We start from the raw sequence: 15169 nt of genomic DNA on the forward strand, positions 1-15169 counted from the left end.
GGGCGTACGTTCATTGCAAGGCGACTTGCGTTACAGGGCTCGCCCCCGGTCGCCGCCGTCCCAAGGAGGCCATGTCATGGAGCAGATGCTCGCCGCCCGGCTGCACATCCCCAGCCGCACCCTGCGGATCGAGGAGGTGGCGAAGCCCGTACCCGGTCCCGGCCAGGTGCTGGTGAAGGTGGAGGCCGCGGGCGTCTGCCTGTCGGACGTCCACCTGATCGACGGCACCCTCACGCCGCTGCTGCTGCGCGGCGACACGGTCACCCTGGGCCACGAGGTGTCCGGCACCATCGCGGAGACCGGGCCCGGCGTCACCCGCTGGACCCCGGGTCAGCGGGTCGTGCTGTACGCCGGCGAGATCCGCGACGGCGTCACGTACACCCGCGGCGTGGACTACGACGGCGGCTGGGCCGAGTACGCGCTCTCCGCCGAGGGCGCCCTCACGGAGCTGCCCGCGTCCATCCCCTTCGACCAGGGCGCGATCATTCCGGACGCGGTCTCCACGCCGTGGGGCGCGATCACCGTCACGGGCGCCGTGAAGCCCGCGGAGGCCGTCGGCGTCTGGGGCGTCGGCGGTCTCGGCGTCCACGCCGTCCAGCTGCTGCGGGCCGTCGGCGCGTGCCCCGTCGTCGCGGTCGACCCCAATCCCACCGCCCGCGAACGCGCCCTCGCCGCGGGGGCGGATCTGGCCCTCGACTCCGCCGACCCGGCGCTGCGCGAGCGGATCCGTGAGGCGACCGGCGGGGCCGGCCTCGCCGCAGCCTTCGACTTCGCCGGCGTGCCGGCCGTCCGCGAGCAGGCGCTGTCGGTGCTCGCGCCCAAGGGCCGGCTGGTTCTCGTGGGCCTGACCGACAAGCCGCTGACCGTCGCGGACGGCACCCGCTTCAGCTACCTCCAGCAGCAGATCCTCGGCCACTACGGCTCCGACATGCCGGTCGCGCTGCCGCAACTGCTGTCCCTGATCCAGGGCGGCCGGCTGGACTTCTCCGCGTCGATCAGCGGTGAACTCCCGCTGGCCAAGGCCGCCGAGGCGGTGGAGCGGCTGGAGAACAAGACCGGCGACCCGATCCGGTTGATCCTGCGCCCCTGATCGGGTGCCGCCCGCACGGGTCGGAGTCCGCGCGCCGTCGAGCGCGCCGGTTCGGCCCGCGCGGGCGGCCTCGACCCGAGCCGGAGCCGAGCGCCGCGCTTCAGCCCCCGGCCGAGGCGTCGGCGCCGGTCCGCGCGGCGCCGCTACAGCTCGAACAGGCGCGCCGCGTTGTCGTGGCACACCGCGCGCAGCCAGTCGCGGCCCAGTTCCAGCCGCTCCAGGGCGTGGAGCTGGTGCAGGTAGGGGTAGGGGATGTTCGGGAAGTCGGAGCCGAGCAGGATGCGGTCACCGAGGTCGGCGAGGCGCGGCAGGTCCCGGCGCGGGAACGGCATGAAACCTTCGGTGAAGTCGGTGAACGCCATCGTCGTGTCGAGGCGCACCTGGTCGTACCGCTCGGCGAGATCGAGGAACTCCGCGTACTCCGGCATGCCCATGTGCGCGACGATCAGCCGCAGTCCCGGATGGCGTGCCAGCACCCTCGCGACGGGTTCGGGGCCGGTGTGTTTGCCGGGCGCGGGCCCGGAGCCGCAGTGGATCACCACGGGGACACCGGCCTCGGCCAGCAGCCCCCATGTGCGCTGGAGCCGCCCGTCGGCCGGGTCGTACGCTCCGACCTGTACATGAGCCTTGAACACGCGCGCGCCTGCTTCGAGGGCCTCGCGGACGTACGCCTCGACGTCCGGCTCGGTGTAGAGGGTGGCGGTGTGCAGGCAGCCGGGGGTGCGGCGGGCGAAGTCGGACGCCCATCCGTTCAGCCACCTGGCCATGCCGGGCTTGTGGGGATAGAGCATCGCGGTGAAGGCCCTCACCCCGAACTCCCCGAGAAGGGCCGCCCGCTCCTCCTCCTGCCTGCGGTAGGTGATCGGCCACTTCAGCCCGCCGACCATCGGTCCGCTGGTGTCGAAGTAGTCCCAGACCTTGTGCAGGACGCGCTCCGGCATGAAGTGGGTGTGGACGTCGATCAGTCCGGGAAGACCGAGCCCGCGCCAGAACCGTCGTACTTCACCGGCCTCCTCGCCGAGGGCCGTGGGGGTGGAACTCACCTGGTACCGCCTCTTTCCCCGAGCGGGCGCGTCACCGCGCGGGTCCGCCGATGCTGATCAGCGTCTGCTGGCCGTTGGCCACGAGCTTGCGTTCGCCGTCGTCCCGGACGCCGTGGACCTCCAACTGGCACACGGTCAGCGTCCGGCCGGACTTCAGGACGGTCCCGATCGCCTCGATGTGGTCGCCGAGGGCGGGCGCGAGCAGGTTGATCTTGTATTCGACGGTGAGGACGTCGCACTCCTCGGGGAACAGCGTGAGTGCCGCATAGCCGCCGGCACTGTCCGCGATCGCGCTGGTGGCGCCGGCGTGGATGTAGCCGTGCTGCTGGGTCACCTCGGCACGGGCCGGGAGAACGATGTGCACCCGGCCCGGGGCGATCCTCGTGATCCGTGCACCGAGGTGGGCCATCAGGCCCTGCCGGTCGAAGCTGTCCTGGACGCGCTTGCGGACCGCGGGGCTCGCCTGCTCCAGGTGCGCCTGGTCTTCCACGTCGCTGTTCTCCTTCGTGTCCGGATCGAGTGTGCCGAGCGGACCGGCCGGCCGGCCGGGTTCCACGAGCAGGAAGGCGCCCGATGGCGATCATCATCGCGCTGGACGCCCCGGCCGTCGAGGGCCGCGTGCTCACGACCGTCCGCGCGCGGGAACACGAACGGCGAGCACCCGGAGGCGGAGGAGTGACAGGAGGTTCGGCAGGCTCCGGCGCGCTCCCCAGGGGGAGCGGCGCGGGTACGGGGCCGGCGCGTGTGGGCGGCCGTCCGCTGATCCAGAGGCGCTTCACCGGCGGGACTCCCGGCCGTCCCGCCGGGCCCCGGCCGTCCCGGGCCGTGCCCTGGCCGTCCCCACCCTCCTTCAGCTGCCGGAACGGGCCGGGGGCGCCGTCGTCCCCCCCTGGCCGGATACCGGGACCAGCCGCAGCTCCCGGCCCTGCCACCGGCGCCGCAGCCAGCGGTCGTGGCCGGCGAGGACGATCGCGCCCGGACTGGTGCCCAGGGCCTCCTCCAACTCGTCGCACAGTCGCGGGGACAGGTGGTTGGTGGGCTCGTCGAGCAGCAGCAGCTGGGGCGGACGAGCCACGAGGAGGGCCAGCGCGAGCCGCCGGCGCTGGCCGACGGACAGCCGGCCGACCGGTTTGTCCAGGTCCGCTTCGTGCATCAGGCCGAGCGAGACCAGCGGCACCCGCTCGGCCCGCGCCGGGCCCAGAGCCAGCGCGTAGACGTCGCGGACCGTACGCTCCGGCCGCTCGAACGCCGTGTCCTGGGTGAGCAGTCCCACCGTCAGCCGGCGCCGCCTGTGCACCTCGCCCTCGGCGGGCAGGTGCCCCGCGAGCACCGCGAGCAGGGTCGACTTGCCCGCCCCGTTGCCGCCGGTGACCAGCAGCCGGTCGGCCGCCGACACCTCCAGGGCGTCCAGGGCGAGCCGGCCGGGCACCCGTACGTCCCGCAGGCGGACCAGCGGCTGCGGGCCCTCCTCCGCACGGGCGGCGAGTTCCCCGGCCGCGAACCGCAGCGGGCGCGGCGGCTCGGCGACGCGGGTGCGCTCCAGCTCCTCCAGTCGCTGGGTGGCGTCGCGCACCCGGCGGGAGATCTGGTTCTGCACCCTGCCCGCCCGGTGGCCGTAGCCCATCTTCTCGTTGTCGCGCCGACCGCGGTCCGGCGCGACCAGGTGCGCGGTCACGCCCACCGCGTGCCGCAGCTCCTCCAGTTCCCGCTGCTCCTCGGCGTACCGCCGCTCCCAGCGGGCCCGCTCGGCGCGCTGCTCGCCCAGGTAGGTGCTGTAGTCGCCGCCGTAGCGGACCGGACCGCCCACGGCGGGGTCGAGGTCGACCAGATCGGTGCAGACGGCGTCGAGGAAGGCCCGGTCGTGGCTGGCGAGCACCACGCACCCGGGCAGGCCGCGGATCTGCTCCTCGAGGAAGGCGGCGGCCTCGTCGTCGAGGTGGTTGGTCGGCTCGTCGAGCAGGAGCGCCGACGGCCGCCTGACGAGCAGCGCCGCCAGAGCGAGCCGGCCGCGCTGTCCGCCGGAGAGCGAGCCGAGCGTGCGGTCGTGCCCGAGCGAGCCGAGGCCCAGTCCGTCCAGCACGAGGGCCGCGCGGCGGTCGGCGTCCCAGGACTCCCGGTCCTGGGCGCGCTCCAGGCACCGGGCGTAGGCGTCGAGGAGCGCCCGGTGGCCGGGGCCGTCCTCGGGGGCGCGGGCCAGTTCCCCGCCGAGCCGTTCGAGTCCGGCGAGGTCCTCGCGGGCCTCGCGCAGCGCCTCGTCGAGCACCGCGCCGAGCGTCGAGTCGACGTCGAAGGGCATCTCCTGGGGCAGGAAACCGAGGTCGTCCGGGCGGGTGACGCTTCCGGCGTCGGGCCTGTCCTGGCCGGCGAGCACCCGCAGCAGGGTGGACTTGCCGGTGCCGTTCTCCCCGATCAGTCCGATGCGCCGGCCGGGGGAGGCGGTCAGGTGGACGTCGTCGAGGACGCGACGCCCGCCGAGGACGCGGACGATGTCGTGGGCGAGCAGAGCGGTCTTGGGCATGGGTGTGCGTCCCAGGTGATCGGTGGTCGGCCCGCCGGGCACAGGGCCTCGGGCGGGCCATGTCACACGCCGGGGTTCACACCGCGGGGGCTCCCGTCTCCCGCAGCGTTCCGTCGGCCAGCCGCAGCCAGCGGTTCACCCCGATCGCCGCGAGGAACCGCTCGTCGTGGCTGACCACCATGAACGCCCCCTGGTAGGCGTTGAGCGCGCTCTCCAGCTGGCCCACGCTGACCAGGTCGAGGTTGTTGGTCGGCTCGTCGAGCAGGAGCAGGTGGGGAGCCGGTTCGGCGCACAGCACGCAGGCGAGGGTGGCCCGCAGCCGTTCGCCGCCGGAGAGGGCACCGGCCGGCAGGTGCGCCCGAGCGCCCCGGAAGAGGAAGCGGGCGAGCAGGTTCATCCGCTCCGCCTCGGGCCGCTCCGGGGCGAAGGCGGCGAAGTTCTCCGCCACGGTGCGGTCCAGATCCAGCAGGTCCAGGCGCTGCGAGAGGTAGGCGATCCGGCCGTCGCCGCGCCTGATCTCCCCGCCGCACGGGGTGAGGTCGCCCGTGACCAGTCGCAACAGGGTCGTCTTGCCCGCGCCGTTGGGCCCGGTCAGCGCGATGCGCTCGGGGCCGCGAACGCTCATGTCGACGCCTCCGTCGGCGAACACGGCCCGGTCGGCGAGGCGCACCTGCATTCCTTCGCCGAGGAAGAGGTCGCGTCCGGCGGGCACATGGGTGTCGGGCAGTTCCAGGGTGAGCCGCTGCTCGTCGCGCAGCGCGCGTCCGGCCTCGTCGAGCCGGGCCTTGGCCTCGCTGACGCGGGACGCGTGCATCTGTCCCGCCCGGCCCGCGGACTCCTGCGCGCCGCGCTTCATGTTGCCGGCGAAGATGCGGGGCAGTCCGGCGTTCTTGAGGTTGCGGGCCGCGTTGCTCGCCCGGCGCTCGGCCCGTTCACGGGCCTGCTGCATCTCCCTCTTCTCGCGCTTGAGTTCCTGCTCGGCGTTGCGGACGTTCTTCTCGGCGGCCTCCCGCTCCGCGCGTACGGCCTCCTCGTACTCGCCGAAGCGGCCGCCGTACAGGCGCAGTTCGTCGCTGCCGAGTTCGGCGATGCGCTCCATACGGTCGAGCAGCGCCCGGTCGTGGCTGACCAGCAGCAGACAGCCGGTGAAGTCGTCGAGCACGTCGTAGAGCCTGTGGCGGGCCGCCAGATCGAGGTTGTTGGTGGGCTCGTCGAGCAGCAGCACGTCGGGGCGCCTGAGCAACTGGGCGGCGAGGCCGAGGGAGACGATCTGGCCGCCGCTGAGCGTGCTCAGGCGGCGGTCCAGGGACAGATCGGCCAGCCCCAGGCGATCGAGCTGGGCGCGGGTGCGTTCCTCGATGTCCCAGTCGTCGCCGATGGTGGTGAAATGCTCCTCGCTCACGTCCCCGGCCTCGACGGCGTCCAGGGCGCGGACGACCTCGGCGATGCCGAGCACCTCGGCGACGGTGAGGCCGGCGGTCAGGGGCAGGCTCTGCGGGAGATGCCCCAGCGTCCCGCTGACCGACAACGAGCCGGTGGCGGGCCTCAGTTCACCGGCGATCAGCTTGAGCAGCGTGCTCTTGCCGGAGCCGTTGGGTGCGACCAGGCCCGTGCGGCCGGTGGTCAGCGTGAAGGACAGGTCGCGAAAGACCGGCGTGTCGTCCGGCCAGGCGAAGGAGAGATGAGAGCAGACGACGGCGGCGTCGGACATCAAGGAGACCTCGAAGGGAATGAGGGCAGGGTCGTGCGAACCTCTGCCTTGGGCAGACGTGGGAAAAGGGGTACGACGAAACGGACCACGTCGGCAGCGCTCCCGAGCGCCGGCCGGTGGCCGTCAGGTCCGGGTCTCACCCGGAGATGTCGTCTTCACCCACCACGTCTGCGACTCCTCGATCACACGGTCCAGGTCGCCCACAGCGTAACAAAAGACGGGCCGGCCACGCACGATGCGACGGCGCGGGACGTGCTGCGGCATGGTGCGCGGCCGGGACCGTCCGCGCGCCGGCCGGTATGTCGTACAACCACCAACCACCCTTGATCGTCGAGGAGTTGTGATCAGGCGGCCCGCTGATGAGCGGGCCGCCCGGCCACCCGACCTGACCGCTTCTCACCTGGAGATGTCATGAGAGCCGACTCCGTGCGCCGCGCACTGCGGCTCGGAGCCCGTACGACGCTCGCCGCCGGACTCGTCACCCTGGCGCTCACCACCGCTCCCGCGTTCGCCGGGACCCAGGAGACGGACCAACTCTGGATCACCGCCCCCTACGAGCCGACCCTGCCGCTCGGCATCGACGGCGGGACACCGCTGACCCGCACGCTCGACGTCCGGCTCAACCACGACAACGCCCACTTCACGGTCACCGGCGGCCGGCTCGTCGTGGACGCCTCCGGTCTCGCCGGCGTCGCCGAGATCACCTGGCCGGACAACTGCGCACCGAGCGGCGCGACCGCGGTGTGCGACGTGCCCGAAGTGCCGGTGACCGGGACCACCGGCGGCGAGGTGCATCTCCAGGTCCGCGCGGCCGACGGGGCGGTCGTCGGGGCGCGGGGCCGGGTGACCTTCGAGGCGACGGCCACCGGCGGCCCGGACGGTACGCTCACCGCCCCCCAGGACAGCTTCGACACCACGGTCACGGTCGCGTCGGGGCCCGACCTCGGGCTCACGACCGGCGGCGACATCGAACACGCCCAGCCGGGCAGCAGGCAGACGCTCCCCTTCACGCTCACCCATCACGGCAACGAGACCGCGCACGGCTTCACCGTCACGATGACGGCCTCCTACGGGCTGCGGTACGCCAACCGGTACGACGCCTGCGTCTACACGACGTCGAGCGGGGACGAATACGCTCCGATGTCGTACGCGACCTGCACCTTCGACCGGGACCTCGCCCCGGGAGCCTCCTTCGGACTCCCCGAGCCGCTACAGGTCGAGCTGACCCGGCAGGCGCTCCGGGAGCGGTTGGACATCTCGGCGCAGCCGCTCGGCGCGACCGACCTCGGGGCTACGACGACTATGCGGCGCTGGGAATCGGTGCCGACAACACCGCCGACTTCTCGGTGACCGGCGCGGCGGTCACGGGCGCCGCGGGCGAGACGGTCACCGCGCCGCTCACCTTCAGGAACGACGGCCCCGGCTGGCTCGGCAACCTGGGCTCCGGGGACCCGGTCGCCGTGGTCCGGCTGACCGTTCCGCCCGGCACCACGGTCACGGGCGCGCCGGCGGACTGCGCCCCGCGGACCCTGTCCGGCGGCTCCTACCCGAACCGCGCGGGCGCCCCGCGCTACGACTGCGCGCTTCCGTACTGGGTGCTGGAGAACACGGAGCGCTCCTTCGCCTTCGAGCTGCGGATCGACACGGTGGTGCCGGGAGCGACGGGGGAGGTCGGCGTCCATCCCCCCTTCGGCGAGTTCCCCCACGACCCGGACGGGACGAACAACACAGCCGTCCTCGCCGTGAACTAGCACAACGGTCGAGGGCGTTGCCCAAGCCTGCGGGAGCCGGCCGGCCGTCGGGCCGGGAGGGCCGATCGTCGTCCGTGGCGACGCCCTCCCGGCAGGGCCCGCCGTGCTCGGGCGGTAGGTGACTCCGGGCGCCCTCCGGGAACGTCCGGAGACCGGCGCCGACGGCGAGCGGCAGGGGGGCGTCGCCCTCGCCCGGGTGGGGGAGTCAGCGCAGTGGCAGGCTTTCCAGGGTGAACACCGGGCTGGTCAGCGGAGCACCGTACAGATACGTGTCCATCTGGGAGTTGGTCACCAGCAGCCGGTCCCCGCTCACGGCGACGCCGGTGAGTGTGTCGGCCCCCGGGTAGGTGCGTTCGGAGACGACGGTGGCCCGGGTTCCGTCGTCGGAGAGCCGTACCGTGGCGATCTCGTTGTTCACGGAGCGGGCGATGTACAGGGTGCTTCCTCGCAGCACCATGCCGTCGGCACTGGGCAGGGGCGGCGCGTCGATCGTGCGGACCTCGCCGGTCGCGAGGGTGAGCCGGTAGAGCGCGCCGCTGTACCAGTAGCCGATGATCAGGTACCTGCCGTCGGGGGTGGCGACGATGCCGTTGCCGTTGGACTGGCCGGTCACGTAGTCCGGCAGGTGGTAGGCCGCCTTCAGGGTCCGGTGGGCGCCGGTGGCGGGGGCGTTCACCTCGGCGGCCGGTATCCGGTAGACCACGGCACGGAGGGAGTCGGTGACGTAGACGTCGCCGTCGGGGGCGACGGCCGCGTCGTTGACGAGGGTCGGCTCGCCCGTCTCGGGCACGGTGTAGGAGGCGACGGGCTTCCCGGTGTCGGTGTAGACGAAGAAGCGTCCGGTGAAGGCGCCGGCGACCAGCAGGCGGTTACCGGCGATCTTGATCCCGGTGGCCTGGGTGCGGCCGTCCCGGCCGCCGGGGAGGAAGGGGTCGAGCGTCTTCGCCCCGGGGCGTCCGCGGTAGACCGTGCCGTCGTCGATGCTGGTGGTGTAGACGTAGTGGTGGTCGGCCGCGACGCTTTCGGGGAAGGCGTCGTCGCCGTTGACCGTGATCGTGGAGCCGCCGTCCTGGTGGTCACGAGCCGGCGCGGCGGTGGCGGAGGCCGTGAGGGCGGCCAGTGCGGCGGACGTCGCGGTGAGCGTGAGGAGCGCGCGCCGCCAGGTGGGGTGTGCGGTGGTGCTGGGGGACATCGTGGTGGACCTTTCCGGTCGGCTCGAAGTGATGTGTCCGTGCGGCCTGGTGGGCGAAGCCGTGGGCGCGGACCCGGCGGGACGCTGTCCGGACCGGGGTTCGCGGACCCGCCGTTTCGGGAAGCCCGGTGCCCGCACTCCTCGGCCGCGGCAGGCGAGGGCATGGGCGGTCTCCCCTTTCGGCCGCTGCTTTCCGCGGCGGGCGCTACCCACCCTGACGTGGTAACTCTCCAAAAGGAAGGAGCCACTTTTTGGTAAGGTTGCCACCTGTCGGGAAGGAACGAGGTGAAGGCTGTGGCGACAGCGAAGACTGTGACTCGGGCGACATCGGCATGGGACCCGTACGAGCGCGGCTGTCCATCGCGGGACCTGCTCGACCGGATCGGCGACAAGTGGTCGATCCTCGTGCTCGGCGAACTCGCCGAGCACGGGACGTCCCGGTTCTCCCATCTGCGCAAGCGGCTGTCGGGGGTGAGCGAGAAGATGCTCACCCAGACGCTGCGCGGGCTCGAACGCGACGGCCTGGTCCTGCGGACGGTCCACCCGGAGGTACCGGTGCGGGTGGAGTACGAACTGACTCCGCTGGGCGTGACGCTCCGCGAACCCCTGAAAGCACTCACGGCGTGGTCGTTGCGGCACACGGAGGAGGTCCTCGCCGCCCGCAAGGAGTACGACGCCCGCGCCGGCCGGGCCGGCTGACACCGGGTACGCCGCGTCCCACCGTCGCGGAGGAGCACGTCCATGGACGGGACCCGCTCCCCGACGCCGGCCGGCTCACGGGAAGCGCCGGATCGGGGTGATCAGCGGCTTCCTCGGCGCGGTGCACGCGCTGCCCCGCGTACCCACCGGGTCAGGTCGACCTCCGCGCTGCGCTTCGGGTCCGCCTCGTGGCCGCGGTCGAGCGCCGCGGTGAACTCCTCGCCCGGGACGGCGGGCACGACCTCTTCGTCATGGTCCATGGACGGCGGGCCGGCACCCCCTCGCTCCTGCCGGAAGCGCGTGACCGTTCCTCAGGTGTCGGAGCCGCCGTTGGTCCGGCGCTGTCCCGAGCGGCTGCCGTGCCAGTTCAGCACCAGGGTGGTGGCGTCGTCCGGCAGGCGGTCCCCGCAGGCTTCGTGGACCGCCGTGGTGAGTGCGCGGACCACTTCGCGGGGATGCGCGTCGCGGGTGTCGCGCAGCAGGGACGGGAGGTCGACCGCGGCGGCGCGGCGTTCCTGCATACCGTCGGTGATCAGCACCAGCCGGTCGCCCGGGTGCAGGTGGAGCCGCTGGACCTCGTACGTGACCGGGGCGGGCGCCCCGAACGGGAGGTTGGCCTTGAGGGCCAGCTCTGCCACGCGGTCCCCGCGCACCAGCAGCGGCCGGGGATGGCCGGCGTTGACCAGTTCGCAGGCGCCCGTCTCCAGCTCGACGCGCAGCAACTGTCCGGTGGTCATGCCGGGGGAGTTGCCGCTGATCGCCTGGTGGGCGGCGTACGCCTGGTCGAGCAGGCCGTGGCCGGCACGACGGGCCCCGCGCAGGGCGTTGACGGTGAGTGTGGCCAGCAGCGCGGAGGCGGTGTCGTGCCCCATCGCGTCCGTGATCGACAGATGCAGGGTGTTCTGGTCGAGGGCGTAGTCGTAGCTGTCGCCGCCGACGTCGTCGGCCGGCGCCAAGCCGCACGCCAGAGTGAAGTGGGCCGCCTCGCAACAGGGCGCCGACGGCAGCAACTGATGCTGGATCTCGGCCGCCAGGCTCACCGTGGTGGTGCGCCGGCCGCAGTGGTAGAGGTCCGTGAAGCGGCGGTCGGTCACCACGATGTACGCGAGCGCGTGCGCCGCCTGCACCACCGCGTCCCGTACCGAGTCGTCCGCGTGCGGTACCGCCATCTCCAGCACCCCGATGCAGTCGCCGCGGTTCGTCACCGGTGCCACGAGCCGGCAACCACCCTCCCCGTCGTCCTCCTGGTGCAGGCTCTGGCGGCGCAGCACCCGTTCGTAGACGCTGCCCGCCAGCTCCACTCTCTCCACCTGGGCGCACGCCTGCCCCGCCCGGCCGGCTCCGGGCAGCCGAACGGCTTCCTGGCCGAGGATGTCGACGAACAGGAACGAGACCTCTGTCGCCGAGAACCGCTTCTCCAGGTTCCGGGCCACCACGTCCACCGACTCCACCGGGGCGGCGTCCTCCGCCGCCCGCAGCACCTCGTCCAAGCCCAGTCCCTCATCGCCGGCCACAGCCACCTCCCTGGTCCGTTCACCTTCGCCTTCCCCGCAACCCGGCCCGGACTCGCCGGCTCTTGTGACTTCCGGCCGGGGCGGGTGAGGGGGACGCGAGCACCACCTGGAGAATCTCGGGGCGGCTCACGGGCGGCCGTCTCCACGACGAGGTGTCCAGAACCGCCCGCCTCGCGGTGTCCGCGAGATCCACGCCCGGCGCAGACCGGACCTCATCCGGCCGGTCGGGCCGTCGACGCGGTCGTACGGCCCGGGGAGGCCGACCCGCTCGCCGGGCGCCGCCCGCACGACCGCTCGGCCGTGCGGGCGATGTTGCGGGCCATGCCGCCGAAGACGACGGCGTGGAAGGGGGAGATGCTCCACCAGTAGGCGTGACCGAGCAGGCCGCGCGGGTGGAACAGGGCGCGCTGGCGGTAGCGGGTGCGGCCCGTCTCGTCGCTGTCGACGCCCATCTCCAGCCAGGCCAGTCCGGGCAGTCGCATTTCCGCGCGCAGCCGCAGCAGGCGGCCCGGCTCGATCTCCTCCACCCGCCAGAAATCCACCGAGTCGCCCACGCGCAGGCGGTGCGCGTCCCGGCGCCCGCGGCGCAGCCCCACGCCTCCCACGAGCCGGTCGGCGACACCCCGGACGGACCAGGCCAGAGGCAGGGAGTACCAGCCGTTCTCCCCGCCGACGCCCTCGATCACCCGCCACAGGGCCTCGGGCGGGGCGTCGACCGGGCGTTCCCGCAGGTCGGTGTAGAGGCTGCCGCCCGCCCAGGCCGGGTCGGTGGGCAGAGGGTCGCTGGGGGCACCGGCCACCGAGGCGGAGGACCAGCGGGTGGCGACCTCGGCGTCCCGGACGCGTTTGAGCGCCAGCCGTACCGACTCGTCGAAGCCGATGGGGTGGCCGGGCGGGTCGGGGACGTAGCGGGTGATGTCGTTCTCCCGGCACACCACCTCGTGCCGCAACGACTCCGTCAGCGGCCGGGCGATGGATGCGGGGACCGGGGTGACCAGGCCGACCCAGTGGCTGGACAGACGGGGGGTGAGCACCGGCACCGGCAGGATCACGCGCCGGGGCAGTCCGGCCACCGCGGCGTAGCGCAGCATCATGTCCCGGTACGTCAGCACGTCGGGCCCGCCGATGTCGAAGGCGCGGTTCACGTCGGCGGGCATCTGGGCGCTCTCGACCAGCAGGCGCAGCACGTCCCGGACGGCGATCGGCTGGATGCGGGTGCGCACCCAGCTCGGTGTGACCATCACCGGCAGCCGCTCGGTCAGATAGCGCAGCATCTCGAAGGACGCCGAGCCCGAGCCGAGGATCACGGCGGCGCGCAGCACCGTCGTCGGTACCCCGCTCGCCAGCAGGATGCGGCCGACCTCGGACCGGGAGCGCAGGTGCGGGGACAGCTCGTGCTCGGGCACCCCGGCGGGAGTCAGGCCGCCGAGGTAGACGATGCGGCGCACGCCGGCGGCGGCGGCCTGCGCGCCGAAGACCCGAGCGCCCTCCCGGTCGGCGTCCTCGAAGCCGCGTCCGGTGCCCAGCGCGTGCACGAGGTAGTAGGCCACGGAGACCTCCCGCATCGCGGCCTCGACCGAGGCGGGGTCGGTGACGTCCCCGCGGACCACCTCCACCTCCCCGGCCCAGGGGTGGTCACGCAGTTTCCCGGGGGAGCGGGCCAGGCAGCGCACCCGGTACCCGGCTGCCAGCAGTTCGGGTACGAGCCGCCCGCCGATGTAGCCACTGGCCCCGGTCACCAGGCACAGGGGCCGGTCCGCCGTCGTCTCCATGGCTCCTCCTTCCGGCAGGATGTCCGGCCGTGCAGAGTGTTCGGCCGTCGCACCGGATACGGATGCGGCCCGGCCGTGATCCGCGAGTACCCCGGTAGGTCGCGCCGGTGAACACGGAGACGAGCGGAGGGCACCCGGCGCGGCGGCGTCGAGGAGCCGCCGATGGCGCGTCCCCCGCCGCGCCGCGCACCGCGGCCGCCGGTCCCTCCACCGGGGAGACCTCCACCGGTGACCTCCCCGCCTTCCCGGGCGACCTGCCGGCCTTCGCCGTGCAGTTGCGCCGCATGCACGGCGAGGTCGGCCGGGTCATCCAGCAGTACGCGGCCCGGCAGAACCTGCACGCCACCGACGTCCAGGCGCTGGCCGCCATCCTCGACGCCCCCGAGCCGATGACCCCCACCAGGCTGCGTGCCCTGCCTGCATCGACCGGCTCGAACGCGCCGGGCGGGTGCGCCGGGTGGACACCCTGCGCGCGGCCGAACGGGACCGCACCGTCATCGTCCCGGTGGTGCTCGCCGTCATCCTGACCATCCTCGAGCTGCTGCTGCGGTCCTCGCCGTGCTGTCCTGCTGGTGCTGACCGTCGCCCTCGACTTCACCGCGACCCTCGGCGTGGCGGCACTGGTCTTCCGCCTGTTCGGCTTCAGCGGCACCGATCCGTCGGTGCCGCTGTACGGGTTCGTCTTCCTGGTCGCCCTGGGCGTCGACTACAACATCTTCCTGATGTCCCGGGTCCGTGAGGAGACCCTGCGGCACGGCACCCGAGAAGGCGTCCGGCGCGGGCTCGTGACCACCGGCGGGGTCATCACCTCCGCGGGGGTCGTGCTCGCCGCCACCTTCGCCGCGCTCGGCGTGATCCCGCTGGCGTTCCTGGTGCAGATCGCCTTCATCGTCGCCTTCGGCGTGCTGCTGGACACCCTGGTGGTGCGCTCCCTGCTGGTGCCCGCGCTCGTGTGGGACGCCGGGGACCGCGTGTGGTGGCCCACCCGGCCGGCCGCAGGAGGGCCGGACGGCCGCTCGCCGGCACCGGGGCGGCGACCCCGGACGCTCCTGCCGGGGGAGGACCGCGCCTGAGCGCCGCGGTCCGCACGGGCGTGGCGGGCTCACGGCGGTGCCGATCCGATGCAGACTCGATGCGAGTTGCCGCAGCGAAGGCGCCGGACGGACCGTGGCCGTGACGCAGGAGCCACCCGGACAAGGAGCAGGCCACATGACCGCACTCGCTGTGACCGAAGCCCCGCCCGAGCCCACCGCGGACCCGGAGAACGACCTGGCCTCGCGTTTCGCGGCCGGGGACGAGGACGGTATGGAAGCGGTCTACCGCCGCTGGGCTCCCCTCGTCCTGTCGCTCGCGCGGCAGTCGCTGGGCGACGGCGCGGAGGCCGAGGACGTCACCCAGACGGTGTTCCTCGCCGCCTGGCGCGGCCGGCACGGCTACCGCCCGGCCCGTGGGCCGCTGCCCGCCTGGCTCGTGGGCATCGCACGGCGCAAGATCGCCGACGCGTTGTCCGCCCGCACCCGGCGCACGGACGTCGCGGTCGCGGCGGCACGCGGCTGGAACCGCCCGCCGGACCCGTTGTCCGCACAGGACGCCGTCCTGGACCACGTGGACGTCACCCGCGAACTGCGCCGCCTTCCCGAGGTCCAGCGGCGGGTGCTGTGCATGGCCTTCTACGATGACCTGACGCAGACGCAGATCGCCCGCGTCACGGGATGGCCGCTGGGAACGGTCAAGAGCCACGCCCGGCGCGGCCTGTCGCGCCTGGCGCGCAGCCTGGACGCCGAGGCCGAGCGCACACGCTGACCGGCCGGTTCGCGCACCCGTCCGGTGGACGGAACGGCCGGTCACCGGGCGGAGACGGCGAGGATGGCGGGGCCCC

General features: G+C 73.3%; 13 protein-coding genes and 2 pseudogenes. 7 read left to right on the plus strand and 8 right to left on the minus strand.

The genetic code is table 11. The features are described from left to right. Positions 1-76 precede the first annotated feature (76 nt). Positions 77-1090 carry a zinc-binding dehydrogenase gene (locus QSK45_RS11720; RefSeq protein ID WP_285555879.1) on the plus strand — a complete coding sequence of 338 codons (1014 nt, stop codon included), beginning with the start codon at positions 77-79 and terminating at the stop codon, positions 1088-1090. Positions 1091-1233: 143 nt separating this feature from the next. Here QSK45_RS11720 and QSK45_RS11725 read toward each other — a convergent pair whose 3' ends face one another. From QSK45_RS11725 to QSK45_RS11740, 4 genes are all read right to left on the minus strand, one after another. Continuing rightward, positions 1234-2133, minus strand: a complete 900-nt coding sequence (locus tag QSK45_RS11725) for an amidohydrolase family protein (protein WP_285555881.1) — start codon at positions 2131-2133, stop codon at positions 1234-1236. Between the two features lie 31 nt (positions 2134-2164). After that, positions 2165-2623: a PaaI family thioesterase gene (locus QSK45_RS11730; RefSeq protein ID WP_285555883.1), complete on the minus strand. Its 459-nt coding sequence runs from the start codon at positions 2621-2623 to the stop codon at positions 2165-2167. Positions 2624-2983: 360 nt separating this feature from the next. Next, positions 2984-4651, minus strand: coding sequence for an ABC-F family ATP-binding cassette domain-containing protein (locus QSK45_RS11735; RefSeq protein WP_285555885.1), 1668 nt, complete (start codon positions 4649-4651; stop codon positions 2984-2986). A 76-nt stretch (positions 4652-4727) separates the two neighbouring features. Further along, complete coding sequence (locus QSK45_RS11740; protein WP_285555887.1) at positions 4728-6362, minus strand: ABC-F family ATP-binding cassette domain-containing protein; 1635 nt, start codon at positions 6360-6362, stop codon at positions 4728-4730. A gap of 411 nt (positions 6363-6773) precedes the next feature. Between QSK45_RS11740 and QSK45_RS11745 the strand changes: the two genes are divergently transcribed. After that, entirely contained in the window at positions 6774-7712 is a 939-nt protein-coding gene (locus QSK45_RS11745; RefSeq protein WP_285555889.1) for a hypothetical protein, read from the plus strand. Beyond that, positions 7709-8113 carry a hypothetical protein gene (locus QSK45_RS11750; protein ID WP_285555891.1) on the plus strand — a complete coding sequence of 135 codons (405 nt, stop codon included), beginning with the start codon at positions 7709-7711 and terminating at the stop codon, positions 8111-8113. Before QSK45_RS11745 ends, QSK45_RS11750 begins: the two co-directional genes overlap by 4 nt. A gap of 205 nt (positions 8114-8318) precedes the next feature. Here the strand turns inward: QSK45_RS11750 and QSK45_RS11755 are convergent, their stop codons facing one another. Continuing rightward, entirely contained in the window at positions 8319-9305 is a 987-nt protein-coding gene (locus tag QSK45_RS11755; protein ID WP_285555893.1) for an SMP-30/gluconolactonase/LRE family protein, read from the minus strand. A gap of 312 nt (positions 9306-9617) precedes the next feature. Here QSK45_RS11755 and QSK45_RS11760 point away from each other — a divergent pair, with 312 nt between their 5' ends. Beyond that, positions 9618-10004 carry a winged helix-turn-helix transcriptional regulator gene (locus QSK45_RS11760; RefSeq protein ID WP_285555895.1) on the plus strand — a complete coding sequence of 129 codons (387 nt, stop codon included), beginning with the start codon at positions 9618-9620 and terminating at the stop codon, positions 10002-10004. 101 nt (positions 10005-10105) lie between these two features. Here the strand turns inward: QSK45_RS11760 and QSK45_RS11765 are convergent, their stop codons facing one another. The 3 genes from QSK45_RS11765 to QSK45_RS11775 all read right to left on the minus strand — a co-directional run bounded on the left by QSK45_RS11765 (position 10106) and on the right by QSK45_RS11775 (position 13290). Beyond that, the gene (locus QSK45_RS11765; protein WP_285555897.1) at positions 10106-10264 is read right to left on the minus strand and encodes a hypothetical protein; all 159 of its coding nucleotides are present in this window, start codon (positions 10262-10264) and stop codon (positions 10106-10108) included. A gap of 51 nt (positions 10265-10315) precedes the next feature. Next, entirely contained in the window at positions 10316-11524 is a 1209-nt protein-coding gene (locus QSK45_RS11770) for a PP2C family protein-serine/threonine phosphatase (RefSeq protein ID WP_285555899.1), read from the minus strand. Positions 11525-11730: 206 nt separating this feature from the next. Further along, entirely contained in the window at positions 11731-13290 is a 1560-nt protein-coding gene (locus QSK45_RS11775) for an SDR family oxidoreductase (RefSeq protein WP_285555900.1), read from the minus strand. Positions 13291-13544: 254 nt separating this feature from the next. On the opposite strand from QSK45_RS11775, the pseudogene QSK45_RS11780 reads away from it, so the two are divergent. The 3 genes and pseudogenes from QSK45_RS11780 to QSK45_RS11790 all read left to right on the plus strand — a co-directional run. Beyond that, a pseudogene (locus QSK45_RS11780) lies at positions 13545-13750 on the plus strand (MarR family transcriptional regulator); the annotation flags it as partial. After that, a pseudogene (locus QSK45_RS11785) lies at positions 13745-14363 on the plus strand (MMPL family transporter); the annotation flags it as partial. The pseudogenes QSK45_RS11780 and QSK45_RS11785, both read left to right, overlap by 6 nt. A 136-nt stretch (positions 14364-14499) precedes the next feature. Further along, positions 14500-15093 (plus strand): RNA polymerase sigma factor, encoded by a 594-nt coding sequence (locus QSK45_RS11790; protein WP_285555902.1) that lies wholly within the window; start codon positions 14500-14502, stop codon positions 15091-15093. Positions 15094-15169 lie beyond the last annotated feature (76 nt).

The sequence above is a fragment of the Streptomyces hygroscopicus subsp. hygroscopicus genome (genome assembly GCF_030269125.1).
GTDB classification, from domain to species: domain Bacteria; phylum Actinomycetota; class Actinomycetes; order Streptomycetales; family Streptomycetaceae; genus Streptomyces; species Streptomyces hygroscopicus_C.